Origin of the sequence: Niastella soli, from assembly GCF_017742245.1 — a bacterium.
Classification (GTDB): Bacteria; Bacteroidota; Bacteroidia; order Chitinophagales; family Chitinophagaceae; genus Niastella; species Niastella soli.
Genome location: NZ_JAGHKO010000003.1, coordinates 46,197 through 72,128, shown reverse-complemented (window position 1 = coordinate 72,128; position 25,932 = coordinate 46,197). Strand labels below are relative to the sequence as shown.

At 46.2% G+C, this 25,932-nt stretch carries 15 protein-coding genes; 5 read left to right on the top strand and 10 right to left on the bottom strand.

Annotated features, from left to right (window positions below):
* Positions 1 to 6: 6 nt before the first annotated feature.
* The 4 genes from J7I42_RS14405 to J7I42_RS14390 form a co-directional block, all read right to left on the bottom strand.
* Positions 7 to 456, bottom strand: coding sequence for a GNAT family N-acetyltransferase (locus tag J7I42_RS14405; RefSeq protein ID WP_209139523.1), 450 nt, complete (start codon positions 454 to 456; stop codon positions 7 to 9).
* Between the two features lie 60 nt (positions 457 to 516).
* Positions 517 to 2,220 carry an N-acyl-D-amino-acid deacylase family protein gene (locus J7I42_RS14400; protein ID WP_209139522.1) on the bottom strand — a complete coding sequence of 568 codons (1,704 nt, stop codon included), beginning with the start codon at positions 2,218 to 2,220 and terminating at the stop codon, positions 517 to 519.
* Positions 2,221 to 2,344: 124 nt separating this feature from the next.
* Complete coding sequence (locus J7I42_RS14395) at positions 2,345 to 3,577, bottom strand: trans-sulfuration enzyme family protein (RefSeq protein WP_209139521.1); 1,233 nt, start codon at positions 3,575 to 3,577, stop codon at positions 2,345 to 2,347.
* Between the two features lie 147 nt (positions 3,578 to 3,724).
* Complete coding sequence (locus J7I42_RS14390; RefSeq protein WP_209139520.1) at positions 3,725 to 4,714, bottom strand: beta-ketoacyl-ACP synthase III; 990 nt, start codon at positions 4,712 to 4,714, stop codon at positions 3,725 to 3,727.
* Between the two features lie 645 nt (positions 4,715 to 5,359).
* On the opposite strand from J7I42_RS14390, the gene ruvA reads away from it, so the two are divergent.
* Entirely contained in the window at positions 5,360 to 5,944 is a 585-nt protein-coding gene (ruvA, locus tag J7I42_RS14385) for a Holliday junction branch migration protein RuvA (RefSeq protein ID WP_209139519.1), read from the top strand.
* A 76-nt stretch (positions 5,945 to 6,020) separates the two neighbouring features.
* Positions 6,021 to 13,133, top strand: a complete 7,113-nt coding sequence (gene sov / locus J7I42_RS14380; RefSeq protein ID WP_209139518.1) for a T9SS outer membrane translocon Sov/SprA — start codon at positions 6,021 to 6,023, stop codon at positions 13,131 to 13,133.
* 584 nt (positions 13,134 to 13,717) lie between these two features.
* Here the strand turns inward: sov and J7I42_RS14375 are convergent.
* The gene (locus J7I42_RS14375; RefSeq protein WP_209139517.1) at positions 13,718 to 14,209 is read right to left on the bottom strand and encodes a hypothetical protein; all 492 of its coding nucleotides are present in this window, start codon (positions 14,207 to 14,209) and stop codon (positions 13,718 to 13,720) included.
* A gap of 200 nt (positions 14,210 to 14,409) precedes the next feature.
* Complete coding sequence (locus J7I42_RS14370; RefSeq protein WP_209139516.1) at positions 14,410 to 15,162, bottom strand: SDR family NAD(P)-dependent oxidoreductase; 753 nt, start codon at positions 15,160 to 15,162, stop codon at positions 14,410 to 14,412.
* 2 nt (positions 15,163 to 15,164) lie between these two features.
* Between J7I42_RS14370 and J7I42_RS14365 the strand changes: the two genes are divergently transcribed.
* Positions 15,165 to 15,338: a hypothetical protein gene (locus J7I42_RS14365; protein ID WP_209139515.1), complete on the top strand. Its 174-nt coding sequence runs from the start codon at positions 15,165 to 15,167 to the stop codon at positions 15,336 to 15,338.
* A gap of 134 nt (positions 15,339 to 15,472) precedes the next feature.
* Here J7I42_RS14365 and J7I42_RS14360 read toward each other — a convergent pair whose 3' ends face one another.
* The 4 genes from J7I42_RS14360 to guaB form a co-directional block, all read right to left on the bottom strand.
* A complete protein-coding gene (locus J7I42_RS14360; protein ID WP_209139514.1) occupies positions 15,473 to 18,106 on the bottom strand; it encodes a PKD domain-containing protein in 2,634 nt (877 codons plus the stop codon).
* A gap of 26 nt (positions 18,107 to 18,132) precedes the next feature.
* Complete coding sequence (locus J7I42_RS14355; RefSeq protein WP_209139513.1) at positions 18,133 to 18,942, bottom strand: alpha/beta fold hydrolase; 810 nt, start codon at positions 18,940 to 18,942, stop codon at positions 18,133 to 18,135.
* A gap of 12 nt (positions 18,943 to 18,954) precedes the next feature.
* On the bottom strand, positions 18,955 to 20,178 hold the full coding sequence (locus J7I42_RS14350; RefSeq protein ID WP_209139512.1) for an Lnb N-terminal periplasmic domain-containing protein: 1,224 nt from the start codon (positions 20,176 to 20,178) through the stop codon (positions 18,955 to 18,957).
* Between the two features lie 133 nt (positions 20,179 to 20,311).
* The gene (gene guaB, locus J7I42_RS14345; RefSeq protein WP_209139511.1) at positions 20,312 to 21,814 is read right to left on the bottom strand and encodes an IMP dehydrogenase; all 1,503 of its coding nucleotides are present in this window, start codon (positions 21,812 to 21,814) and stop codon (positions 20,312 to 20,314) included.
* A 108-nt stretch (positions 21,815 to 21,922) separates the two neighbouring features.
* Between guaB and J7I42_RS14340 the strand changes: the two genes are divergently transcribed.
* A complete protein-coding gene (locus tag J7I42_RS14340; protein ID WP_209139510.1) occupies positions 21,923 to 22,672 on the top strand; it encodes a LexA family transcriptional regulator in 750 nt (249 codons plus the stop codon).
* Positions 22,673 to 23,212: 540 nt separating this feature from the next.
* Positions 23,213 to 25,714, top strand: coding sequence for a DUF5916 domain-containing protein (locus tag J7I42_RS14335; protein WP_209139509.1), 2,502 nt, complete (start codon positions 23,213 to 23,215; stop codon positions 25,712 to 25,714).
* The last annotated feature ends 218 nt before the right edge of the window (positions 25,715 to 25,932 follow it).

The window sequence follows — 25,932 nt, the reverse complement described above, 5'->3', positions numbered from 1 at the left end:
CCTTCCTTAAACCGGAATGCTGCAGTTGATCCATTCGGGATCAAAGTCTGCTTTGTATTTTTTGTAAAAGTTAATAGCCGGTTCATTCCATTCCAGCACCTGCCACACCATGCCATTGAAATTCTTTTCCTTGGCCTCCACAATCAATTGATCGAACAGCATTTTGCCCAGGCCCTGCCCCCGCATTTTTTCTGTTACCAGCAGGTCTTCCAGATACATCCGTTGTCCCTTCCAGGTACTGTAGCGAATGTAATACATGGCAAACCCTTCAACCCGTCCATCAACTTCGGCCACAAAGGCCCACCAAACCGGTTGTTTGCCAAAACCACTTTCTATAAAATGTTCCATAGTAACGGTTACTTCCTGTGGGGCTTTTTCATATTCCGCCAGTTCACGGATCAATTCCAATAACCGGGCACAATCTTCTTTTACTGCACGACGAATAATAGTCTTCATATGTATACTTAGTGAATATTAATTTTATTTCATTTAAAATGGTCGTTCCTGGGTCGCAGATTACCGGTTATCCTGCAACGCGGACATCTGGTAACCCGGGCCTTTTACAAAACGTCCTGGTTTGGCGCCGGTATGGGCGCCATCTTTTAAAACGGGCACTCCATTAACCAGTACATGCAGCATGCCAGTGGAGAACTGATGCGGTTTATCATATGTTGCCTGGTCCTGTATGGTGGCGGGATCAAAAATAACCACATCGGCATAATTCCCGGCTTTCAATTCACCACGTTTTGAAATACGTAAATTAGTGGCAGGCAATTTACTCAGTTTGCGAATGGCTTCTGCCAGGGATAACACTTTTTCATCGCGCACATATTTTCCCAACAATCGCGCTACATTTCCATAAGCACGGGGGTGACAATTGAACTGCAGAAAAACCCCATCTGGCGTATAGGAGCCTTCATCGGACCCAAAGCCTACCCAGGGCAGTTGTTGCTCCTTCTTTATGTTCTCTTCATCCATTAAGAAATAAATAGATGCAATATTAGAGCTGTCCTGTACCAGAAGGTCCATTACTGTTTCTTCCGGTGAGGTATGGCGCATGCTGGCTATTTGGGCCAATGATTTACCGGTGTATTTTTTCAGACTGTCCTGCCTGAAACCTACCAGTAGGATATTATCAGGTGAGCCGGCTGCTATATAAAAATTCTCCCATTTATCGGTAGGCGTATCCATATCGCGGATGGTTTGTTTGCGAATGGCCGGGTCCTGCAACCGCTCGAGTAGTTTTCCAAAACCGCCATCCTGTAATACAGGCGGTAGTGTGGCGGCCAAACCGGTACCACCAGCTATATAGTTGTACATGTCGGCAGTTATATTCAACCCTTCCCCCCGCGCCTGCTCTATGCGGCGGATCACGCTATCTATCTTGTTCCAATTGCTTTTACCCGCCGCTTTCAGGTGGTATATTTCGGCATGGATATGCGCCCGTTTGGCTATGTTGATCAACTCTTCAACAGCTTCATATAGCTGTGTGCCTTCACTGCGTATATGGGAAATATAAGAACCGCCATAACGGGAAGCCTCATCACACAGGGCTACCAGTTCATCGGTCTTAGCAAAGAAGGCAGGTGGATATATGAGGGAAGAACCAACACCCAGCGCACCTTCCTTCATGGCCTGTCCTACCAGTTGCCGCATACTTTCCAGCTCAACCGGAGTTGGGTCGCGGTTATCTTCGCCTATAATATAACGGCGAAGAGTGGTGGCGCCAACAAAAGAAGCCACATTGCAGGAAATGCCTTTGTGTTGTAAAAAGTTCCCGTATTCGCCCAGGGTTGTCCAGCTGATCTTGTATTTGATGGCCGTTTGTGCTTGTTCCATCTCTTTTGCCATGGTTGGTGAGAGTGGTCCCATGCTCTCCCCCTCGCCCATCACTTCGAGCGTTACCCCCTGCCTGATATCGCTTTGCGAACGGCCATCCTGAATCAGGGATTCGTTGGCCCAGCTAAGCATATTGATAAAACCGGGCGCAACCGCCATGCCTTTTGCATCTATCACCTGGCGAGAATGGGCACCGCCCAGGTTGCCAATAAAGGCAATGGTATCGGCATTAATGGCAATATCGCCGGTGTAAGGTTGTTTGCCATTGCCATCGTAGATGATGCCATTACGTATAATAAGATCATACTTATTAGCATCTGATAACTTGCACGAGCAGCAAGCCAGTATACAGGCAGCCGTTAACCAGGAATTGATTTTCATATAAAGTATATATATTGAACCGTTTGTGATTTGATGTTTATGGTTTGTGGTTCATTTATGCCGGGAGCCAGATATTTATCAGACTCTCCGAATTGCAGCAAAACAACAAACTACTAACAGCAAACTACAAACCCCTTAATGATTGCTCCAGGTCCATAAGGAGATCCTGCACATTCTCCATACCTATACTCATGCGTATAAGGCCATCCGTAATACCATACTGCTCACGTTGTGCCTTGGGCACTCCAACATGCGTCATAGAAGCAGGATGGCACAAAAGGGTATCACAGGTACCCAGCGAAACGGTGCGTGTACATAACTGCAACCGGTCCATCATTTGCACACCAGCCTGCAGGCCACCTTTTAACTCGATGCTCATGACAGCGCCAGGGTGCCGCATTTGCTTATTGGCCAGGTAATAATCAGGATGCGAGGGTAAACCCGTATAATTCACTTTCTCAACAGCCTTATGCGTTTCCAGGTAACTGGCAATTTCGGTAGCGTTATGACAGTGACGTTCCATGCGCACTTCCAGCGTACGCAATCCATTGATGAGTAAAAAAGCATCGAAAGGATTGCTGTTACCGCCTAACAGGTTGGCGGTTTTAGCGGCTTTGGTATTCATAAACTCTATATCACGCCCCACCAGTATCCCACCTATCGCGGTACCATGACCGTTAAGGAACTTGGTGGTAGAATGGATTATGAAATCAACGCCATAACGGAATGGTTGCTGCAGATAAGGAGTGGCAAAGGTATTATCACAGGCAACCACCTTACCGTATTTTTTAGCCAGTGTAGTCAGTTCTTCTATATCTACACATTGTACGGTGGGGTTGGCGGGTGTTTCGAGGTACACCATTTTTATTTGCGGATCGGCTTTCAATGCATCTTCTGCTTTATTCAGATCGCGCAGATCGGCAATCACCGCTTCTATGCCCAGACCGGGCAGTATTTTATCCATCATTTCCTGGGAACCACCGTAGAGGGAAAAATGAGACAGGATTTTATCGCCCGCTTTCAGGTTCGATAAAAAAAGGGTGGTAATGGCAGCCATACCCGATGCATGCAGCAATCCTTTCGCAATGAGCGGGCTGCCATTGGAATCCTGTACGCCAAAACATTCCATGGCCGCGATCTTTTTCTCAGCTTCGGTAAACGTTGGGTTGCCCCAGCGGCTGTAGATATACCCTTCTTCCTGTTTGGTAAAGCGACGCATGCCCTGTTCGGCAGAGTCGTATACAAATGTTGAGGTAGCGTAAATAGGGGTCAGGTGTGCGTAGTTGGGATCCTGTTCGTGGCCGGCATGTATAGCCAGCGAGGTAAAGCCTGTATACGGGAATTGTTTATTAGCCATGATTAAAAATATTGAATATCGAATGAAAAATGCCGGATATTGAAGTACTTTATTTACTTCAATATCCGGCATGAAAGATATTTAACTGCGCGTTTCGACTTCACTCAACGCTTTATGCATGGTCCCTTCGACTACGCTCAGGGTCGTCTAGTAACCCCACTTAACCAGGGTGGCACCCCAGGTAAAGCCACCGCCAAAAGCTGCCAACACTATGTTGTCGCCTTTTTTCAGTTTGCTTTCCCAGTCGTACAGGCATAAAGGAATGGTGCCCGCGGTGGTATTGCCATACCGTTGAATATTCAGCATTACTTTATCGTGGCTCAACCCAATACGGTCGGCAGTAGCATCGATAATTCGTTTATTGGCCTGGTGAGGTACCAGCCAGGCGATATCATCGCCGGTGAGGTTATTTCTTTCCAGTAGTTCGGCACTTACATCGGCCATGCCTTTTACGGCCGCTTTGAATACGGGCTGGCCTTCCTGATAAATGAAGTGTTCCTTGTTGGCAACAGTTTCAGCAGAGGCCGGGCGTAATGAACCGCCTGCTTTCATATGCAGGTGTGCACAGCCGCTACCATCGCTTCTGAGAATACTGTCCTGAACGCCATAACCTTCCGTATTTGCTTCCAACAATACAGCAGCAGCACCATCACCAAAGATGATACAGGTAGTACGGTCGCTGTAATCTACAATTGAGCTCATTTTATCGCCACCAGCCACAATTACTTTTTTATAACGGCCACTTTCAATTAATGAAGCACCAGTAGTAAGGGCATACAGAAAGCCACTGCAGGCAGCCAGCAGGTCGAAACCGAAGGCATTTTTAAGACCAGCCTTATGGCATACCAGGTTAGCGGTTGAAGGGAACATCATATCAGGGGTAACGGTTCCAATAACCATGGCATCAATTTCCAGAGGGCTAATGCCTCTTTTTTTCAAAAGCTGTTCAACAGCGGGAGTAATGAGGTCTGAAGTTCCTTTCTGTCCTTTCAGGATTCGTCTTTCTTCAATCCCGGTACGGCTCCGGATCCACTCATCATTGGTATCTACTATCTTTTCTAAATCTGCATTAGTCAGCTTGTCTTCCGGAAGAAAACCGCCAACAGCTGTAATGGCGGCAGTAATTTTTTGCGTCATGCTACTTTTATACAAGTTTGATATTGAATTATTTTCAAGAACAAAGTCACTATCAATGAGTAAATAAGCTGGCAAAGATAGGATAAAGCAGATTACCGGTTGTTAAATCGGCAATCGTGAATCAGCATCGGATCGTGAAAAGTGAAACGGGAAATCCCGACAAATCGGGACAGGCTGTGAAATAAACCTGGGCATTTCACTGCGTTCGATGCATTGGCTCCTTCGCTACGCTTAGATCGGCAAACGGCAGATGGCAGACGGCAAACGGCAGACGGCAGACGGCAGACGGCAAACGGCAGACGGCAGACGGCAGACGTGACTCGCGACTGTTGAGACTAATAACTACCTGGCGCCGCCAAAAATTCATTGCCCATTGCCTCGCCCGCCGAAGCTTTAGCCGTAGGAGGGCCCATTGCTTTCTGCCTTCCCTTATCACCCCTATCAACTTACCACTCCCCGACAAGTCGGGGCAAGCTGTCAACTGGTCAACCAGTCAACTGGTTAACTCTCCGTCCCCTACCTTTTCTGGCATTATTTCTGACCTTCCCATAACGTTCTCATTAAGTAAAAGTTATATAAAGGGGTTGCGAATTACGAAATAGACACATTCGGTAAACTATCAATCAGAACCGTTATTTTCGCTCTATGATCGCATTTGTAAGAGGGCAATTTGTATTAAAAACACCAGCCGTTGTGCACATAGAAGCCAATGGCGTGGGCTATGAACTGCAAATAAGTCTGCACACCTATTCTCACATCCAGTCGCTCGACAAAGGATTGTTGTATACACACTTGCACATTAAAGAAGATGCACATACGCTCTATGGGTTTTTCGATGTGGCTGAAAAAGAGCTGTTTCTGCAGCTGGTGAGCGTATCGGGCGTGGGTGCAGCTACCGCCCGCATGATGCTGTCTTCTCTGAAACCTGAGGAGCTTTCACGTGCTATTGTACAGGGAAATACCAAACAACTGGAGTCAATAAAAGGGATAGGTAAAAAATCGGCCGAACGGATCATTCTGGAACTGAAAGATAAACTCAGCAAAACCAAGCCAGGCCTAAATATTTCACCTTTGGTTAACAATACGCTGGAACAGGATGCGTTAAATGCCTTGATCGCACTGGGGATAGCCCGGTCTTCAGCGGAACAGGCAGTCCAACGCGTTTTAAAAGCGGAACCTTCTCTCAGTGCTATTGAGGAAATAATTAAGAAAGCTCTAAAAACCATATAAGCCTATCGTCTGGATCTCTACCTAACTAATTCTCGAGAGAAGATTGTTACGCTCATACAGAAACCGATTAACCATTGTGTTAATAGTAGCTGCGTGTGTTGGACTGAGCTCAACCGCAAGGGCTTTCTATGCTCCTTTCCAAGATACCAGCAGAAAGCAAACTATTGACACACTGAAGTATCCCCTGCACGACCGGCGGGGCGATAAATTCACCTTTCCTCAACGGAATTCCCTGGGCCTCAGAGACCCGGCCAACATCCAGGATTCCATAGTTTACGATCCTAAGACAAAACAGTACTACATCATTGAGAAGATAGGCGACTTCTATTACCGGAAGCCCACTTATCTCACCTTTGAAGAGTTCATGGCTATCCAGGCCCGTAAACAGGAAACGGATTACTTTAAAAAAAGATCAGATATCCTCAGTGGCCTTAACCGCAAAATGCTGAAACCCAAAATGTCGATGACAGACAACCTGTTCAACCGCATTTTCGGGAATGGCAAAATTGAGATCAAACCCCAGGGGGAAGTAAACATTATTGCCGGCTACCAGGGTCAGAATATTAAAAACCCGGCGCTGCCCGAACGTGCCCGGCGCAATGGGGGTTTTGATTTTGACATGAACGCCAACCTGAGCGTAGTGGGTAATATCGGGGATAAGCTCAAATTGCCCATCAGCTATAACACCCTGGCCAACTTTGATTTCGACAATCAGCTCAAACTGGACTATACCGGCACAGACGACGAGATCATAAAAAAGATTGAAGCGGGTAATATTTCCTTTTCATCCAAAGGAACGCTGATCCCCGGCGCCCAACAGCTGTTCGGGATAAAAACCTCCCTGCAATTCGGGAAACTGTTCGTTACCGGCGTACTCGCTAACCAGCGGTCGCAAAAACAATCGCTTGGCTTACAGGGCGGTTCGGCCAATACCTACTTTGAGTTCAAAGCCAATGATTATGAGGAGAACCGGCACTTTCTGTTAGCCCAGTACTTCCGTAATAACTACAATAAGGCGATGGCCAAGCTGCCCATTGTTAGTTCGCAGATCCAAATAATGCGGGTGGAAGTATGGGTGACCAACCGAAACGGTAGCACTACCGAAACCAGGGATGTGGTAGGTTTGATGGACCTGGGCGAACCCAATCCATATTATTTACGCAATAATCCACCGCCATTCACCAATGCCCTGCCAAACAACGACGCCAACGGGATGTACCGTACGATAATACAAGATCCTGTTAGCCGAAACCCATCGGCCATCACCAGCAAGCTGTCGTCTATGGGGTTAAACCCGGTACAGGATTTTGAAAAGACCTTTGCGCGAAAATTGAATCCCACCGACTTCTCCTTCAATCCACAGATCGGTTATATCTCGGTTAACCAGCCCCTGCAACCAGACGAGGTACTAGGCGTGGCTTATCAATACACCTATAATGGACGCATTTACCAGGTGGGTGAGTTTTCGCAGGATGTGCCACCCGATACCACCCAGGTAGGAGCTGGTACCCAAAAAGTGTTGTTCCTGAAATTATTAAAAGCTACTTCGCAACGTACCAACCTGCCGCTGTGGGACCTGATGATGAAGAACGTGTACACCCTTAAAACAAAAGATGGAAGCTATCTTTCCGGTGTACAGCCAGCAGATTTTAAACTGAACATTTTATACGAAGAACCAAGTTTAGGTCAGAAGCGCTTTTTACCTGAAGGGGATAATCCCGGAACACCCTTGCTCACCCTGCTAAACCTTGACCGGTTAAATGCGCATAATGACCCCCTCCCCGATGGGGTTTTCGACTATCTGGAAGGCTTTACCATACAATCGCAACAGGCACGCATCATCTTCCCCTTCCTGGAACCATTTGGGCGTGACCTTGATTCCGTAGCTTTCAAAAACAGTACGCAGGATATAAAAAACAAATACGAGTTTCTTCCCCTGTACGATACCATCAAGGAAATAGCGAAAACCTACGCCAACCTCGACCGGTTCGTTATCAGTGGGTATGCAAAGGGAACAAGCAATTCAGAAATTTCACTGGGCGCCTTTAACGTACCACAAGGTTCGGTAAGTGTTACCGCCGGCGGACAGGTGCTGGTTGAGAACGTGGATTACTCGGTTGACTACAACCTGGGTACTGTAAAGATCCTGAACCAGGCTATCCTGAATGCCGGCCTGCCGGTAAATGTGCAGTTTGAGAACAATGCCGGGTATGGCATGCAGCAGCGAAACTTTATGGGTTTACGCCTCGACTACCTGGCCAAACAAACCGCCAAAGAACAATTATCAATAGGCGCCTCCATTGTAAGATTGGGTGAACGCCCCTTCTTTACCAAAACCAGTTATAATGAAGATCCCATTCGTAATACCATGTATGGGGCAGACTTCAACTACATGACCCAGGCGCCGCGCATTACCCGCTGGTTAGATAAACTGCCTTTTTACCATACCACTGAAATGAGTACCATTACCGCGTATGGTGAGGCTGCTTACCTGAAACCAGGTCACCCACCACAAATTGGTAAGGGCAGCGAAAGCCAGGTGTTCATCGATGACTTTGAAGGGGCCCGTAATGCTATTGACCTGCGCTTCCCGCTTGTAAGCTGGGGATTGGCTTCTACCCCCGCCGGCAATGGCCTGTTTCCCGAAGCAACCATGCGCGATACGCTCGACTATGGTTTCAACCGCGCCAAACTGGCCTGGTATAACATTGAACCGGTATTGCAGGACAAGACCAGTCCTGACAACCCCATCAATAAAAGTTTACTGAACGACCCGCGTGTTCGCTCTGTGAACGTAAAAGATATTTACCCGCAAAAAACACCCGACCTCGGTCAGGGCAGCCTGGTAACTTTCGATATGGCTTATTACCCTACCGAAAGAGGTCCATATAACTACGATGCCCGCCCAGGAAGCATTGCCTCCAACGGCCGGTTATTAAACCCGCAAAAACGTTGGGGTGGTATTATGCGCGGTCTTGACCAGGTTGACTTTGAAACCGGCAACGTGGAGTTCATTGAGTTTTGGTTACAAGATCCCTACATCATGAACCCCGGCAGCTCAGGTGGTGAACTGTACTTCAACCTCGGTAACATTTCAGAAGACGTTTTAAAAGATGGTAAACGCTTTTTTGAAAATGGCATCAGCGGCTCCGTTACCACCGCGCGGGAAGATACGGCCACCCGCTGGGGTAAGGTCCCTGCCAACCCCATTCAGGTAACCCAGGCATTCAGTAACGACCCGGCCGACCGCCCACTGCAGGATGCTGGTTTTGATGGTTTGGTGGATGACGCCGAGCAACAAAAATTCCAGGGTTACTTAAACCAACTGCAAAACATTGGTTCAGCCGCATATCAAGGTGCGATAAATGACCCTTCCAGCGACGACTACGTTAATTACCGCAACTCGGCATTCACTTCCAATGACGGGATCCTTATACGTTATAAGAATATCAACAACCCACAAGGCAACTCGCCCGTTGCCAGCAGCGGCGATAAATTTGTAAGCGCCTTTACGCTGTATCCCGACCAGGAAGAATTCAACCGCGATAATACGCTAAACGAACTGGAAGAGTATTTCCAGTACAAGGTAGAATTGAAGAAAGGCGATATGCATGTTGGCGGCAACTATATTACTGATAGTATTGCAGTACATGTTAGTGGCGGCCCCACTGAAACCTGGTACCTGTTCCGCATCCCTATCAGGGAATACGAAAAAAAGATTGGTAACATTCCCGACTTCAAGTCAATCCGGTTCATCCGGATGTTCATGCACGGCTTCGAAGATTCAGTGGTATTGCGTTTTGCCAAACTGGAACTGGTGCGAAACCAATGGCGTCAGTTCAATTACCTGCTGGATACTACCAACCAGTATGTGCCCATTCCCGGCAACACCCCAACCGTAGTAAAACAACTGGCCGTGAATGTGGAAGAAAATGCTTCCAGATACCCTGTTAACTATAAAACACCCCCCGGCGTAATTCGTCAGCAACAATTGAGCAACAACAACGTAAACCTGTTGCAGAACGAACAATCACTGAGTTTGCAGGTTTGTAACCTGAACAAAGGCGATGCAAGAGGTGTGTTCAAAACCCTGAACCTCGATCTTCGCCAGTATAAGCAGTTACAGATGTACGTACACGCCGAATCGGCTAAAAGCGCCGGTGACCTCAAGAATGGTGAGCTGTATGCCATTGTACGGTTGGGTAATGACCTAATCAGTAACTTCTATGAGATCAAGATACCGCTGGACATTACCCCCTGGGGAACCACCGATGATGACTTGATCTGGCCGGCTGCCAATAACCTCGATCTTTCGCTCGACAGATTGACCAGCTTAAAAGTAAGACGAAACAACAGCGGCCAAACCTATAAGTACTACCAGGAAACCGATACAGATGGAAAACAGTTTGCGATATTGGGTAACCCTAACCTTGGTGAAGTAAGGTCATTCTTTATTGGGGTGCAAAACGTAAACCGCCAGGATGCCTGTACCGAAGTTTGGTTCAATGAATTGCGATTATCAGGGCTTGATGAGCATGGCGCCTATGCAGCCGTTGGCCGTTTGGATATAAAGCTGGCCGACCTGGGTACCATCTATATTGCCGGTAGTACAAGAAGCACGGGCTGGGGAACACTGGAACAACGGGTGAATGAACGCTCACGCGAAGCTTATAACCAGGTAGACATAGCCACCAACCTGGAGCTGGGTAAGTTATTGCCGGCCAAAGCAGGCATCTCCATACCAGTGTACGCCAGCTATTCAAAAACAGTGACCACACCCGAGTACGATCCTTATGACCTGGATATAAAACTGAAAGACAAACTCAGTGCCGCAACAGCCGCTCAAAAAGACTCCATACGCAACGACGCCATTGATGTAAAAACCATTAAAACGGTCAACTTCACCAATGTGAAGAAGAACAATACCAATGGTAAAAAGCAACAGATCTGGAGCATTGAAAACTTTGATGTAAGCTATTCTTATTATAAAGAAGAACAACACAACCCGCTTATTGAAAGCAATGAAGTAGTGCGGCATCGCGCGGGACTGGGGTACAACTATACCGGCACCCCAAAATACTGGGAGCCGGCAAAAGGCATGTTCAAAACAAGATCGCCCTGGGTGGCCCCCGTAAAAGACTTTAATCTGAATCCCCTGCCTACCCTGCTTGGTTTCAGGGCCGACGTGAACCGGCAGATGGGCATTTACCGCCCCCGCAGCGTTGGTACGCCAAAGAACCTGGTACCTGAAACCTACGACAAGTATTTCACCTTTGACCGTACTTATAATTTGCGCTGGGACCTTACCCGTTCACTGAACCTCGACTTCACCGCATTAAATCGCGCCTGGGTTGATGAAGACAGTGGACGCCTGGATGAAGCTGAGAAAAAACGGATGTGGAATAACTTCTGGAAAGGTGGCCGTACTATTAGTTACAATCACAAAGCAACGGTATCGTATACCCTGCCTACCAGTAAGATCCCTATCCTTGACTGGACCACCGTGCGTGCCGGCTACTCCGCTACGTACGATTGGCTGGCAGCTTCCTTACTGGCCAGGGAACTGGGTAACACTCTCTCGAATACCCAAAGCAAAAATCTCACAGCTGAACTGGACTTTACCCGGTTGTATGCCAAATCGAGGTTATTGCGGGCCTTCGATGAAGATATCCCGCCGCCGCCACCCGTACCAGGTGCCAAAAAAACCGATTCAACCGGTAAAAAGAAACGCGATAAAAATGAACCGCTTCACTTAAATGGCGCTGCACGGTTTGGCGGACGCATTCTTACCATGTTAAAAAGGGTAAACGTTCAGTACTCTGAAAATGCCACCTCCACCATTTATGGTTATACCGATAGTACACACGTATTGGGTATGAACTGGAAATCGATGGCGCCTGGACTTGGATTCATTTTTGGTAAACAACCCGATACCAACTTTGTGAACATGATGGCGCAAAAGGGCTGGCTCACCGCAGATAGTAATTTCAACTACCAGAACCGGCAGGACTACCAGCAAAAACTGAATATAACGGCCACGCTTATTCCGATAAGAGACCTTACCATTGACCTGACGGTGGAAAAAACGTTTGGTAAAATGTACCAGGAGCTGTACAAAGACACTACAGGTTCCGGCGCCAGCTTTGCCCGGTTGAACCCGTATACATCTGGTAGCTTTAGTGTAACTTATATTGCATTAAATACCATGTTCACGCCGGTTAAACCAAATGAAGTAACGTCCACTTTTTTGAAGTTCCAGGATTATCGTCTGGCGCTTTCGAAACGGCTGGCCGAACAAAATCCATACTGGCAGGCACTTGATCCAAATAAGAAATTCACTTCTGACGGTTACTATGCCGGTTATGGCCGTTATGCACAGGACGTACTGATCCCGGCATTCATTGCAGCCTATACCGGCAAATCGCCCTCAGAAGCGCCGCTGATTAAACAGGATAATCCAAACATCAAATCGAACCCCTTCTCGGGTATTTTGCCCAGGCCCAACTGGCGGCTTACCTATAACGGGTTAACAAGGATCCCTGGAATGGAAAAGATCTTTACCAACTTTACCATTACGCATGGATATACCGGTACGCTGAGCATGAACAGCTTCCAGTCATCCCTGTTATATCAGGATTCTTTGCGTCTGGCATATCCTTCGTTTATCGATACAATCACCGGAAACTTTATACCCTACTTCCTGGTACCCAACATCTCGCTCAGCGAGCAGTTTGTACCATTGATCGACATGGATATGCAGTTTACCAATCAGCTCACTGCCCGGTTTGAATATAAAAAATCGAGAACTGTGAGTTTAAGTTTGATCGACTACCAGTTAAGCGAATCGCGTTCAACCGAGTTTACCATTGGGGCCGGGTATAGAAAACGAGGCGCTTTCTCCTGGATCAAGTTCAAAGGCAAGCCGCTGCAGAACGATGCCAGCTTCAGACTGGATGTTGGCTTGCGTGATGACATCACTGCCAACAGCCGGTTAGATCAGGACCAGGCATTGCCAACCAACGGACAAAAAGTGATCACTATTAACCCAACCATAGATTATGTGATCAGTAACCGGGTTAATCTGAAACTATACTTTGAGCAACGCCGGGTTGAACCAAAGATCTCCACCTCGCCGCCCATTACTACCACAAGGTGTGGTGTACAGTTAAGGATCTCATTAGCACAATAAGAAAAAGCATATTGAAAAAGACAAGGCCCCTGGTTATACCGGGGGCTTTTTTTATTAAAGGCAATGGGAAATGGGCAATTGGCAATGGGCAAGCAATGGGTCGACTTTATCAATGGCGCAAGCGTCCGCTTGCGACTGCTACATAAGGATGTGACTAAAGTACCTGTCGTTCCCCCAATGGCGCAGGCGTCCGCTTGCGCCTGCGCAGTTCATATTCGTTTGCGGCTAAAATACTACAACTGTATTCGCCTTCGGCTCATAGTTTTTGACGAGATAAAATAGGGGTCATACTGTAAGGTAGTGGTCTGGGAGTGGTCTAAGAGTGGTCAGGAAGTTGTCTAAGAGTGGTCATACGGACTAGCATCTCCAGAGCACCTGTAGAGCATGCTAAGACAATACCCAGGCCATTAGACTACCATTCAGCTACCATTAAGCTACCATTACACTACCAATCGAATACCCTCTTCAAGTAATATATCGCTCCCCCCGTTGTCGCAACGGCTGGCATTTAGCTTTCCCTCCCGGGCAAAAAAAAGGGCCACCCTATCAGGGTAGCCCTTTTTTTATTCGATTTGCGTCTGGTGTTATTTCTTAGCTGTAGGTTCCGGCTTTTTCATCAGCATTACATAACCGCAGAGAACCTTTTTTTTCTTGTTCACCTGTACCGGTTTTATCATGTGGTATTCAGTAAACTGCGGCGTATAGGTGTAACTGATAATATTTCCATCTACATCACCCCATTGATTCCTTTTGTACACAACCTGCCGTTCATTGAAGTCGTACATCCGTACTTCATATAATTTGGAGGAGGGGTCGCCAATGAAAAAGAACTGGTAAATTGTACCACCCGTCATTGGTAAAACTACGGGCATCTCATACTCGCTTTCCATTTGAATGGAGGCCTCCCGCAATAGTACATATCCCTGTTCAGTGCTGACCTTTTTAATACTATCAACTGCATGCTGATAGGGATTGCCTTCACAATTTTGAAGTTTAATAACATCCTGGGCACGTAATGAGGGGGTAAATAGTAAGCAAAAACATGCTAATACGCATGCGCCTAGGGACTTGCACATAGTTAATGGTTTTTTAAGCAGGATTCTGGATTTTGTCGTAGTATAAAGCTACGCAAATTGCCGGCTCCTGCAAGTAGTTTTGCTAATAAATCATATTTCTAAATGAACCATGTATCCAGGAGTTTCATAATACTCATAACGGCCTACCGTTCTATAAAGGAAAACTACTAAACAAGAAAAGGTATTTTTAACACATAGAATTACCGCTGCAGGTAAAAAGAATTTGCCTGAGCTGTACACGTTAGTACAAGGTCGTTAATACATACATGTGGTGGTAGAGTGGCGGTATAATATACTACATCTGCAACATCGGTAGCGGTAAGGGGTTGATAGCCTTCATACATTTTATCAGCAACTTCAGCATTGCCTTTGAAACGCACTATCGAAAATTCAGTTTCCGCAGCGCCGGGGTGAATGCCGGTAACTTTTATTTTATGCCGCAACAGATCAACCCGCATTGACTGCGAAAGTGCATCCAGCGCAAATTTTGAAGCACAGTATCCATTTCCCCGTTCATATACTTCCTTGCCGGCAATAGACCCCATATTAATAATATGGCCCTGCTTTCTTTCAATCATTTTGGGCAATACGGCTTTGGTAACATACATCACGCCTTTTACATTGGTGTCAAGCATGATCTCCCAGTCTTCTGTTTCTGCATCTTCAAAGTAATCACGGCCCAGTGCCAACCCGGCGTTATTTATGAGGATATCAATTGTAACAAAGTCGGGCGGTAATTGTTCAATAGCAGCAAAAACAGCCTCCCGGTCACGTACATCAAATTCCAGCGCATGTACTGGTACTTTGTATGTATCGGCCAGCTGTTTTTCCAGCTCCTGCAACCGGTCGCCCCGGCGGCCAGTTATAATTATCCTGTAGTGGTTGGCTGCGAATTTTTCTGCCATGGCTTTTCCAAAACCCGATGTAGCACCTGTGATCAAGACTGTTTTCATGAATGCGTGGAATTTACAACGCGAAAGTAATTAAAGAAAGGCAGGAAGAAAAAGGCAATGGGGAATGGGCAATCGTGAAACGGCAGACGGCAGACGGCAGACGGCAGACGGCAGACGGCAGACGGCAGACGGCAGACGGCAGACGGCAGACGGCAGACGGCAGACGGCAGACGTGACCTTCGCTACGCTCAGGTCCGTTAATAAATTCGGCTGGTACCTCACTCAATAACCCAATAACAAATAAACCGAGGAACTTAAAATAGAGAACATTCAATTTAAAACTGAGCGCTTTGAACAGTGAACAGAGAATTTAACGTAACAATACAGCAGTTCCTTTTCTCGTAATAAGCCTACCGGTGTAGTCAGTTCCCCTCGCCATCCACACATAGGTGCCGGCATCCTGTTGTTTTCCGCCAATAGTCCCATCCCAGCCTGCTTCGGTGGAATAACTTTGGTAAACCATTTGCCCCCACCGATTGAACACGCAGAAATAATCGAGCCTGGCAATACCAACCGGTATCGGCCGCAACACATTGTTGCGACCACTACCTGGCCTGAACGCATTGGGTACAAAAATATCAGGTGCGGTTTTAAATACTTTGATGTTGATGGTATCAAGGTCGTAACATCCTTCTACTGTATAGGCCCTTAGCTGATAACTGAAATGATCATTCAGCAGGGCCACAGGGTTCTGAACATCGTTCCGGTTAAGATACAGGGGAGGTTGCCATTCGTAAAAATCAGAACCACTTCCATTCAGCTGCAATGGTTGGCCCACTACAATGGAAGTGTCCCTTCCCGCAAAAGCAACAATCTCATTTTTCACACGCACTACGATCGTATCGCGTCCTGGCTTGGGACAGCCCAACGTGTCATACACGCTAAGAACATACGAAGTTGTTCTTCTTGGCCAGGCCAGGGTATTCAAATTATCAGGATCGCTTAAAGTGCTAATAGGACTCCAGAAAAACCGATACCCCACCATGCTGGCGTGAATACTGGCAGTATCTTCATAACAAATAAGCGTATCGGCGCCCGCCCGGGCTATGGGGTATGGGATAGTAGTTAACTTTACATCATCTTCGGCCAAACATTTACCAATATGTGCTACCACATGATAAATGGTAGTGCTGGAAGGCCTTACCCAGGGTTGTTTCACATTGGGGTTATCAAAATAACTGGGATTATTCGATGTCCATTCAAACTTCAAACCATCAGATTGCGGGTTTAACTGAACCGTATCAGTAAGACAAATGGTGCTATCTACGCCTGCATCCAGGGTTACAAAATCAACCACGCGCACGCGTACATCAGCGGTATTCACACAACCATTTTCATTTAAGGAAACAGAGTAGGTGGTCGTTCGCTTTGGCCATACCAATGGCCGGGACGTATTTTCATACAGTATATTATAAAGCGGTGACCAGGAAAAGATACCATTGCCGTTCGCAATCAATGGCAACGTATCAATACTGCAGATCAATGTATCTTTAAAAGGCAGGTCAATAGGGGGTTTGTCACGCACATCGGCGATGTTGGTGATGGTGGCGATGCATCCTTTGTCGCTTTCTACGGTTAACGATACCGTTTTTGAACCGGGGGTGTTGTACTTCCAGCCAGGGTTTTGCACGGAAGACACATCTGCATCGGTTGTTTCATCGCCAAAATCCCAGGTCCATTTGGCCGCCCGCCCATATGTTGCAGTAGTTTGATCAATGAATTGTATTGGCAACAAAACACAAGTACCCTGCACCTTAAATGCGGGAAAGAACCCTGGATATACGTTTGCCACCGTTACTGCTTCATCTTCACACTGCCCGGCCAGCACTACTTTCAATTTAACCGTATAGCTACCGGCACTTTGATATTGGTGTTGTAACCGGCCCTCGAGATCGCTGGTAGTTTCAGGAGGTGACCCATCGCCAAAATCCCAGGTGTATACGGAACCAGCCGGGTTCACCTGCTCGTTTTTAAAAGTTACCAGAAAGTCGTCGCAAAAAGCATAATTGGGATCCAGCAAGGCTTTCAGCGGAATACAATCCGACACTTTAACATGCACGTCTTTACGATGAATATTGATCAATCTGCCCTGGCGGTATTCATAGGCACATACCGTGATCACGTATTGCCCGATGGTTGAAGGTGCAATACCACTGATAATACCAGTTTTGGAATTAATGCGCACCTGGCCGCCCAATGGCGCATTTCCATTATAAGCGCCCTGATAATTCAATGAGGCATAGGGAGGCGGTGAGGCAGATGAGGGATTAGGACTGGTAGAAGAAGCACCTGAATAACCATTGCAGAACATATATGCTATGGAATCCGTACCATCAGGTTCAACTGCAGCGAAACTCAAAGTAAAATTACTGCCGCGGCAAATAGCGGTAGCATCATTGGGTAAAAATCTGGGGCTGGAATTTTTATAAGCATCCGGTAAAACATTGGTGCCGGGGATTTCACAGGTATAGGTAGCACCTACTGAATTACTGGGCGCCTGCAGGTTGACGATATTATTGATCCGGCAACACCGCTGGTAAGCAATAATGTACCCGTTGGTACTTATAGGCAAAAAAATAACTGCGGAAAACGAGCGCACCCGGTAGCAAACATCCGAAGGGGGATTGTTGATACAGGGATTGGAACTGGGATCGAACCGAAGAAATACATCATTACTATATGATGCCGTAAACGGACTGCCACGTACCTGCCCAATATTGCCTTTATCAAACACCGTTAACTTGATCTCCGTGTCAAGTTGTCCGCTACTATTGGCATTACAATCTATATATAATTTTAAAGTAACCCGGTATTGTAAAAAATTGGGATCGCTTCCAGGTCCCAGGTACTCATAAAACATTTCTCCCCCCTTAATATGCTCAGCAAACAGGGATTGGATCGTTCCAAAAAACAATAACAAAGCTATCGCCAGGGATCTTCTCATTAGGCTGGGCTACAACAAAATTTACGTTATACAATTTGGCCATGCATTAAAAATTCTTCTAGGAAAACATTGCTTAATTCGGGTTCTTCCCACATTCCCATATGGCCGGATTGTTCAAGTGTATGAATATATGACAATCCAGGCATATAACACTGTTTCAATATCTGTTCATATGGCACTGTATTGTCCAATTTTCCCATTATGAACAACACAGGGCGGGAAAAGTTTTTAAGCACATGGGTCCTATCAGGACGCACGATCATGGCCTGGTAGTAGTTTACGAGCGATAGGTCAACAAAGTTGGTGTAGCGTGCTACTATTTTATTCACCAGTTCGGGCTGGAGCTTTTTTGTTATGTCGGAGAAAAGATTAGCGTAAGATTGCTCTAAAAATTTGCCAGCGCCATATTGCTGAATGAATTCGATGCCCCGGCGGCGGGCCATCTTTTTTTCTTCACTATCCGCATAAGCGGTGGAATGAAACAATCCAAATGACTGTAACCGGTCAGGATATTTATCGGCAAACGCGAGGGTAATATACCCGCCCATGCTGTGACCGATCATGCTGGCCGTTGTAATATTTTGCTTGTCCATTATCTGGCGGATACATTCTGCAAAATATTCCATTGACCACGAAGCCTCATTAATGGGTGAGCGGCCACTGCCGGGCAGATCGGGGATGATCAGTTGAAATTTACTTTTTAAATATTCTACCTGGTGCTCCCAAACAGTACCATCTTCGGCAAAGCCATGTATCAACACCACTGGCTGCCCCTCTCCTTCTACCCGATAAAATACTGGTTTATCATTTAGAAGAATATTGTTTTCTGTTGCCATGGCCTGAAGGTACTACAATTCAATATTTATCGCCTTTGAGCTGTTGAAAATGTTTGTAGTGTTCGTAGTTACGCGCTTTTTCGCAGGTAAATTCCCCCGAAAATAACTACGTATCATAATGATGCCCAACAATGGTAATACAGCCACATTTATTTGTTGTGGAATAAAGAACCAGCAAAGGGTAAATAAAAAGGTCAGTACAAATACAACGCGGAAGTATTGTTGTAACCATTTCCTTTTTAAATACACTACAAATGCAACGAAGAAATGGGTAGGCAGCGCCCAGAAAACATTAAAGTTGTTGCGACAAACAATATCAACCCGTATAGCCCACAGGGTTACGATCAATAAACCAAAGACGCCCACGAAAAGGAAAAAGAGGCAGTCAAATACGTTCAGGAACCGTAGCGCCCACTTGTTGGTACTGAAAGATAACAGTCCCGTAATAACTAATAACGTCGAGAATAAAAACATCGGAGTTATTAAGTTTGATGCGGGGGGCACAGGCGGAGCGGCCACAACAACCTGCTTTTGTAACACTAACGGGTGGCTATCGGCGGTGGCATTGTCGAGCCCTTTCATGAGGTAATCGGGCAAAAACATAGACTGGTTATTGGTTACCCGGTCGTCGAAATTACTACCCAGACACATATCAATGCCAAACTTGCTCCAGTACTGGTTGCCATTATCAAGATAGGTATAAATCAGGTTGCGGTATGTAGGTCTTTTTTCAGGCAGGATATTTTTGAAAACTACCGAAGCGCCTGATTGCCGTTCTATCATATCGCGGGCGCGGGTAGTGCAGTTATCAGTGTGAAAATAATAATTGTAATACCGGTTCTCTTCCCGGGCGTTTTCCTGCAGGGCGGCGTACATTTTTTGTTTTTGTTCGCCGGTTAACTGCAGCGCCTGTTCAATAACGCCCCGGTGCTCGTATGCATATTCCTGTAAAAATTCCTGGTAAGAATAATTTGAGAGCGCATACAACATGATGCCTTTGGTGAATTTGGCATAAAAGTTAGGATCGCGGTCGTCGAAAGTACCGTAGTTATATACCATATCAACGCTGTGGGCGCTGTCGGTAACCCGCAGGGCCGTATGACCAAATGTTGAATACAATTCAACGCCCGGGCTGCAGGTAAGCAGACTGATGCGCAAATGACTTGTATCGGGTTGGGCTGCGGCAGCGCAACAAATGAGCAGGAAAAGATATGGCAGTAAATTACGGAGTTTCATCGGTCAGCGTTTAAAACAAGTTACAGGTTGCAAGTTCCAGGTTTCAGGGCCTTTTAATCCCTTGCAACCCGAAACATGTAACCTGTAACGGTTATTATAATGAAAGGCCATCTAATAAATCAACAGCCTTTTTTTATCGTCTGCTATAGTTCGGCGCTTCTCTTGTAATTTCAATATCATGCGCGTGGCTTTCTTTCATACCGGCATTGGTAATGCGAACAAACTGTGCCTGTTGTAAAGCTTTGATATCTTTTGCACCGCAATAGCCCATACCAGATCTAAGGCCGCCAACGTATTGGTAAACGATCTCACTCAGGTTTCCTTTGAAAGCCACCCGGCCTTCAATGCCTTCGGGTACATACTTTTTGATATCAGCTTCCACATCCTGGAAGTAGCGGTCGCCACTACCTTGGCTCATAGCGCCGAGTGAACCCATACCACGATATTGTTTGAATTTCCTTCCTTCATAAATTATGGTCTCGCCAGGGCTTTCTTCGGTTCCGGCAAAAATGCTACCCATCATTACCATGTTAGCACCTGCGGCCAGCGCTTTCACCATATCACCGGTATAACGGATACCACCATCGGCAATTAATGGAATACCTAACTTATTTAAAACAGAAGCAGCTTCCATAATAGCAGTGATCTGCGGAACACCAGCTCCTGCAACGATGCGGGTGGTACAAATTGAACCGGGGCCAATACCCACTTTTACTGCATCGGCACCTGCTTCTGCCATTGCTTTAGCGCCGGCAGCTGTACCAACGTTACCAGAGATAACCTGCAGTTTTTTAAAGTTCTTCTTCAGGGTTTTCAACGCATCCAGCACGCCTTTACTATGGCCATGTGCACTATCCAGACAAACTACATCAACCCCTATTTGCTGCAACGCAGCAGCCCGGTCGAGCAGATCGCGGGTAATACCCAGCGCAGCACCTACCAATAAACGCCCATAAGAGTCTTTTACTGCATTGGGATAGCTCACTACCTGCAAAATATCGCGGTAGGTGATCAGTCCAAACAAGGTACCGTCTTTTTTAATGACCGGTAACTTTTCAATTTTATGTTGTTGTAAAATCTTTTCTGCTTTTTTAAGCGTGGTACCCTCAGGAGCGGTAATGAGGTTTTCGTGGGTCATTACCTCACTTACAATGCGTTTATTATCAGTCTCGAAACGCAGATCTCGATTGGTTAAAATACCAACCAGCTTTTTATTATTATCAACGATGGGAATGCCACCGATGCGGTTTTCTTTCATTAGCCGTTGAGCATCGGCAATGGTGGCTTCTTCATGTAGCGTTATAGGGTCAAAGATAATCCCCGCTTCACTTCTCTTCACTTTCCGCGCCTGTTCAACCTGCTTTTCAATGCTCATATTCTTATGCAGAATACCCAAACCGCCTTCACGGGCCAGGGCAATTGCCAGATTGGCCTCGGTTACCGTATCCATGGCGGCCGATAACATGGGAACATTTAGCTTAATATTTTTGGTAAGCCAGGTGCTTATATCTACTTCTCTTGGTAGTACTTGTGAATAAGCGGGGACTAGTAAAACGTCGTCGAACGTTAAACCTTCACCAAAAAACTTACTTGACTGGGGGGATTTTTTCTGTGGAGCACTATTTCTTGTTGCCATGTGCAAAGATAGGACGGCTCAACAATACACTCCAAATGAAATTTTAATGACCTCTTTTCACATTTTATGATAAAATAATTAGTATTTTAGCGCTAAACTTATTAGTCTATGTCTACGGCCGGTAAAAATCTGAAATATCTGCGCAAACTACGCGGGTGGACCCAGGAAGAATTTGCCACCAAACTACAGATCAAACGCTCCTTACTAGGTGCTTATGAAGAAGAGCGGGCAGAACCACGCATCGATGTTCTTGAACTCGTTGGTGAATTGTTCAAACTCACCCTGGATGATCTGTTACTGAAAGATCTGGCAGACAGTAAGGGAAATTACCTGGCCAAACGACGCGCTCAAAAACTAAGCGCTGGGACCAATGAAATACAGTTTGTTCCCGTAAAAGCAGCAGCCGGTTATCTCGCGGGGTATGCTGATCCGGAATTTATTGATGAACTGAACACCTTCACCCTTCCCATGCTGGCGCCCGGTCAATACCGCGCATTCGAGATCGTGGGAGATTCTATGTTACCAACCCCAAGCGGTTCTATTATCGTAGGCGAAAAGGTGGAAGACATCAACGATGTTAAGAACACCTTCACCTATATAGTTGTATCGCGCAACGAAGGCATTGTGTACAAAAGAATGATGAAGAATAATCGTTCCAAGAACAAATATACCCTTGTTAGCGACAACCCTACCTATCAGCCCTATCAGGTAAATGGCGAAGACATAATAGAGGTATGGAAAGCCACGATGATCATTGGTAAGGCCAATGCACAACCGCACTGGAATGTGAATCAACTGGCCAATGTAGTAAATACATTACAGGAGCAGGTGAGTTATCTTAAGAAGAAGATAAACTAGGTATAAAAACAGCTAATACATTTCAAACTAATTGTTCCCGATTACTGTGCCTTGCTTCGATAAAGCTTTGGCGGTACACAATCACTAAGTGTCATCGAAGCAAGGCCGGTTACCGGTCTCCACGCACTCATTCATCGAGCCCTTTTATTCACCCGCTGCCCCACTTAACTGGGTAACTGTTTACCAACCAGCAGACAACCGGTATCCGGTAACTGGAAACTGAAAAGAACTTCTTATATTTATCAATAATTTAAGCGGTTTGTCTACGCGCGACCAGACATTCCCACCAGTAATTTGTCATATTTCCTTATCTACTTAAATGGTTAGCAGGAATCTGGCTAACCCGTCTGCATTATTCAATACCATGTAAATCCGGTTGAGATCCATTCAACCTGATAGCAGCTATACCTCTTGTTAAGCGCACAGCGCGTAGATTTTGTTTACAATTGGGTAACTCTATTGGCGCATCAATAAAAGGTATTTATATGACCCATATTCAACAGGCAAATCCGGCTATTAAAGCCACCCTTACAATAACCTATGCCTAAAGGCCTGGTTATTATATTAACATTCTTTATTTATACCGGGTTAAAGGCACAACCTAAAATAACCCAGGCTATTTCCGTTGCCCAGGCGCCCCGGATCGACGGTTCATTAGAGGACTCAGCCTGGCAAAATGCACCCGTAGCTGTTGACTTTATTACCAACACACCCGTGTATGGTAATCCAGCTACTGTAAAAACAACAGTGCGCATCTTGTATGATAACAATGCTATTTACATAGGTGCTTACCTGTATGATGATCCGGCTGAGATCAGGCGCCAATACACCCCCCGCGATAATTTACAAAAGGCGAACGTTGACTATTTTTCTGTTTTCCTCGATACTTATAAAGACCGGCAAAATGCTTTTCAATTCCTGGTAACTGCCCGCAATGTACAAACAGATGCACGCGTAAGCGCTAATTACACCGCTACTGAAGGCATGTATGGTGATATAAGCTGGGACGCAGTATGGGAAAGTAAAGTAGGCGCTCGCCCCGATGGCTGGACCGTTGAAATGCGTATCCCGCTTTTTTCCCTTCGCTTCTCACGTAAATCGGCCGCCGACTGGGGCATACAGTTCATGCGCTTTAGCCGGCGCTTCAATGAAACTTCCTTCTGGAATCCGGTAAACCCTGCCGTTAGCGGTTTCGCCAATCAGTTTGGTGATATTACCGGATTGAATAAACTGGTACCACCCTTACGATTGAGCTTCTCCCCGTATGTTAGCGGCGGCTACCGGCAAACACCTCATAACAACGTTGCACAACAAACAGAAACGCTTAAAAGCGGGGGCATGGATGTTAAATATGGCATTAACGAAAGCTTCACCCTCGATGCTACTTTAATACCCGACTTTGGTCAGGTGGTTTCAGATAATGTCATCAATAATATCAGCCCATTCGAGATCAGGTTCCGGGAAAACCGTCCATTTTTTACTGAGGGTACCGAACTCTTTAATAAGGCTGGCATCTTTTACTCACGCCGCATTGGTAAAACACCTGATAAATATGATACCCTGCAAAACAAGATCAGTTCGGGTGATCTAGATGGCTACCAGCTTTTAAAAAACCCCTCGGTAACCAGGTTATATAATGCCGTGAAGTTTTCGGGCCGAACAGCTGGCAACCTGGGCATAGGTGTCTTTAATGCCGTTACTGAAAACGTAAAAGCCACCCTGCGCAATCGCGGCACCGGAAAAGATTCTACCGTAATAACCGAACCGCTTACCAATTACAATATTGTGGTGATAGACCAGGCATTGAAGAACCGGTCGTACATCACTTTTACCAATACCAATGTGCTGCGAAATGGGCATGAACGCGACGCCAATGTTACTGCTCTGGATGTTGCCCTGTACGATAAGGCCAACCGGTATGGCCTGGTGGTAAAACCAAGGTATAGTATGGTAGATGTAGCCGCTGGCATGTACGATGGCTTTTCCAATTATCTGGAGGCAGGCAAAGTTAGCGGCAACCTGCAATTCTCTTACATTAATGAATTGAGAACAGCCCAATATGACCCCAACGACCTGGGCTTTCAGTTATCGCCCAATGCCTTTTCCAATACAGGTTCAGTCAGTTATAATATATATCAGGCAACCCCTTCCTTTTTAAACCAGCGCTATAAAATAGTAGTGAACCGGGATTATCTGTTCAAGCCATTTGCTTACCAGAAAACATCTTTCCAGGCCTCCTCATCGTGGTTGTTTAAAAACTTCTGGCACCTTACACTCACTGCCGATATAGCTCCCTGGTGGTATAACGATTTCTTCGAAATGCAAACGCCTGCCAGCCTGTTTCAAACACCCAGACAAACCTTAAAACGGTCGCCCTATTACAACCTGTTTATAGAAGGCAATACTGATAATCGCAAACCATTAATTGTTAGCTGGCTTATTGGCGGTGCAGAGGGCCCTTTGCCCAACGATCCGTTTTATGGTCTTCAGCTGGCTGTACGATACCGGTTCAGCGACAAGCTTACATTGGAAATGAGTTATAAACGCCAATACGATAATGGTCAGTTTGGTTATGCGTTCGTACGCGATCCGGTTACGAAGGCACCCCTACTGGCCAGACGCAAATATGCCGATGTAACGGCCATTTGCAGCGGTGTGTACAATTTTACCTCGCGCATGAACCTTTCTTTCAGGGCGCGGCATTACTGGAGCCGATTACAGAACACCAATCTGTACACTATTCACAACGATGGATACTGGGCAGCGCGTTACGATCTGGAACCAGGTGATTACAACATCAATTACAATGCCTTTAACCTGGATGTGTTCTATACCTGGGATTTTCGGTTGGGTAGCCGGTTAATAATTGGCTGGAAGAACTGGCTGGGTAAAGATTATGAATATGCCCTTAGCGCTAATAACTATAAATACTACACCAATAATGCCCGGCAGTTGTTCAGCACCCCGCATGGTAATGAACTCACTGTAAGATTCATTTACTTCCTAAACTATCAGCAGTTAGAGAAAAGAAATAAGAGGTAATAAGTAGAATACCCGTGAATGGTGAATGGGCAAACGTGAAACGGCAAACGGCAAACAGCTCGCGACTGTTGAGATTTATAATTATCTTGCGACGCTTAAATTTTTCTGCCTTCTGCCTTCTGCCTTCTGCCTTCTGCCTTCTGCCTTCTGCCTTCTGCCTTCTGCCTTCTGCCTTCTGCCTTCTGCCTTCTGCCTTCTGCCTTCTGCCTTCTGCCTTC

Bases quoted from the DNA above. Each gene is read 5' to 3' on its own strand.
- J7I42_RS14405 (WP_209139523.1), bottom strand. From the start codon at position 456: ATGAAGACTATTATTCGTCGTGCAGTAAAAGAAGATTGTGCCCGGTTA.
- J7I42_RS14400 (WP_209139522.1), bottom strand. From the start codon at position 2,220: ATGAAAATCAATTCCTGGTTAACGGCTGCCTGTATACTGGCTTGCTGC.
- J7I42_RS14395 (WP_209139521.1), bottom strand. From the start codon at position 3,577: ATGGCTAATAAACAATTCCCGTATACAGGCTTTACCTCGCTGGCTATA.
- J7I42_RS14390 (WP_209139520.1), bottom strand. From the start codon at position 4,714: ATGACGCAAAAAATTACTGCCGCCATTACAGCTGTTGGCGGTTTTCTT.
- ruvA (WP_209139519.1), top strand. From the start codon at position 5,360: ATGATCGCATTTGTAAGAGGGCAATTTGTATTAAAAACACCAGCCGTT.
- J7I42_RS14375 (WP_209139517.1), bottom strand. From the start codon at position 14,209: ATGTGCAAGTCCCTAGGCGCATGCGTATTAGCATGTTTTTGCTTACTA.
- J7I42_RS14370 (WP_209139516.1), bottom strand. From the start codon at position 15,162: ATGAAAACAGTCTTGATCACAGGTGCTACATCGGGTTTTGGAAAAGCC.
- J7I42_RS14365 (WP_209139515.1), top strand. From the start codon at position 15,165: ATGCGTGGAATTTACAACGCGAAAGTAATTAAAGAAAGGCAGGAAGAA.
- J7I42_RS14360 (WP_209139514.1), bottom strand. From the start codon at position 18,106: ATGAGAAGATCCCTGGCGATAGCTTTGTTATTGTTTTTTGGAACGATC.
- J7I42_RS14355 (WP_209139513.1), bottom strand. From the start codon at position 18,942: ATGGCAACAGAAAACAATATTCTTCTAAATGATAAACCAGTATTTTAT.
- J7I42_RS14350 (WP_209139512.1), bottom strand. From the start codon at position 20,178: ATGAAACTCCGTAATTTACTGCCATATCTTTTCCTGCTCATTTGTTGC.
- guaB (WP_209139511.1), bottom strand. From the start codon at position 21,814: ATGGCAACAAGAAATAGTGCTCCACAGAAAAAATCCCCCCAGTCAAGT.
- J7I42_RS14340 (WP_209139510.1), top strand. From the start codon at position 21,923: ATGTCTACGGCCGGTAAAAATCTGAAATATCTGCGCAAACTACGCGGG.
- J7I42_RS14335 (WP_209139509.1), top strand. From the start codon at position 23,213: ATGCCTAAAGGCCTGGTTATTATATTAACATTCTTTATTTATACCGGG.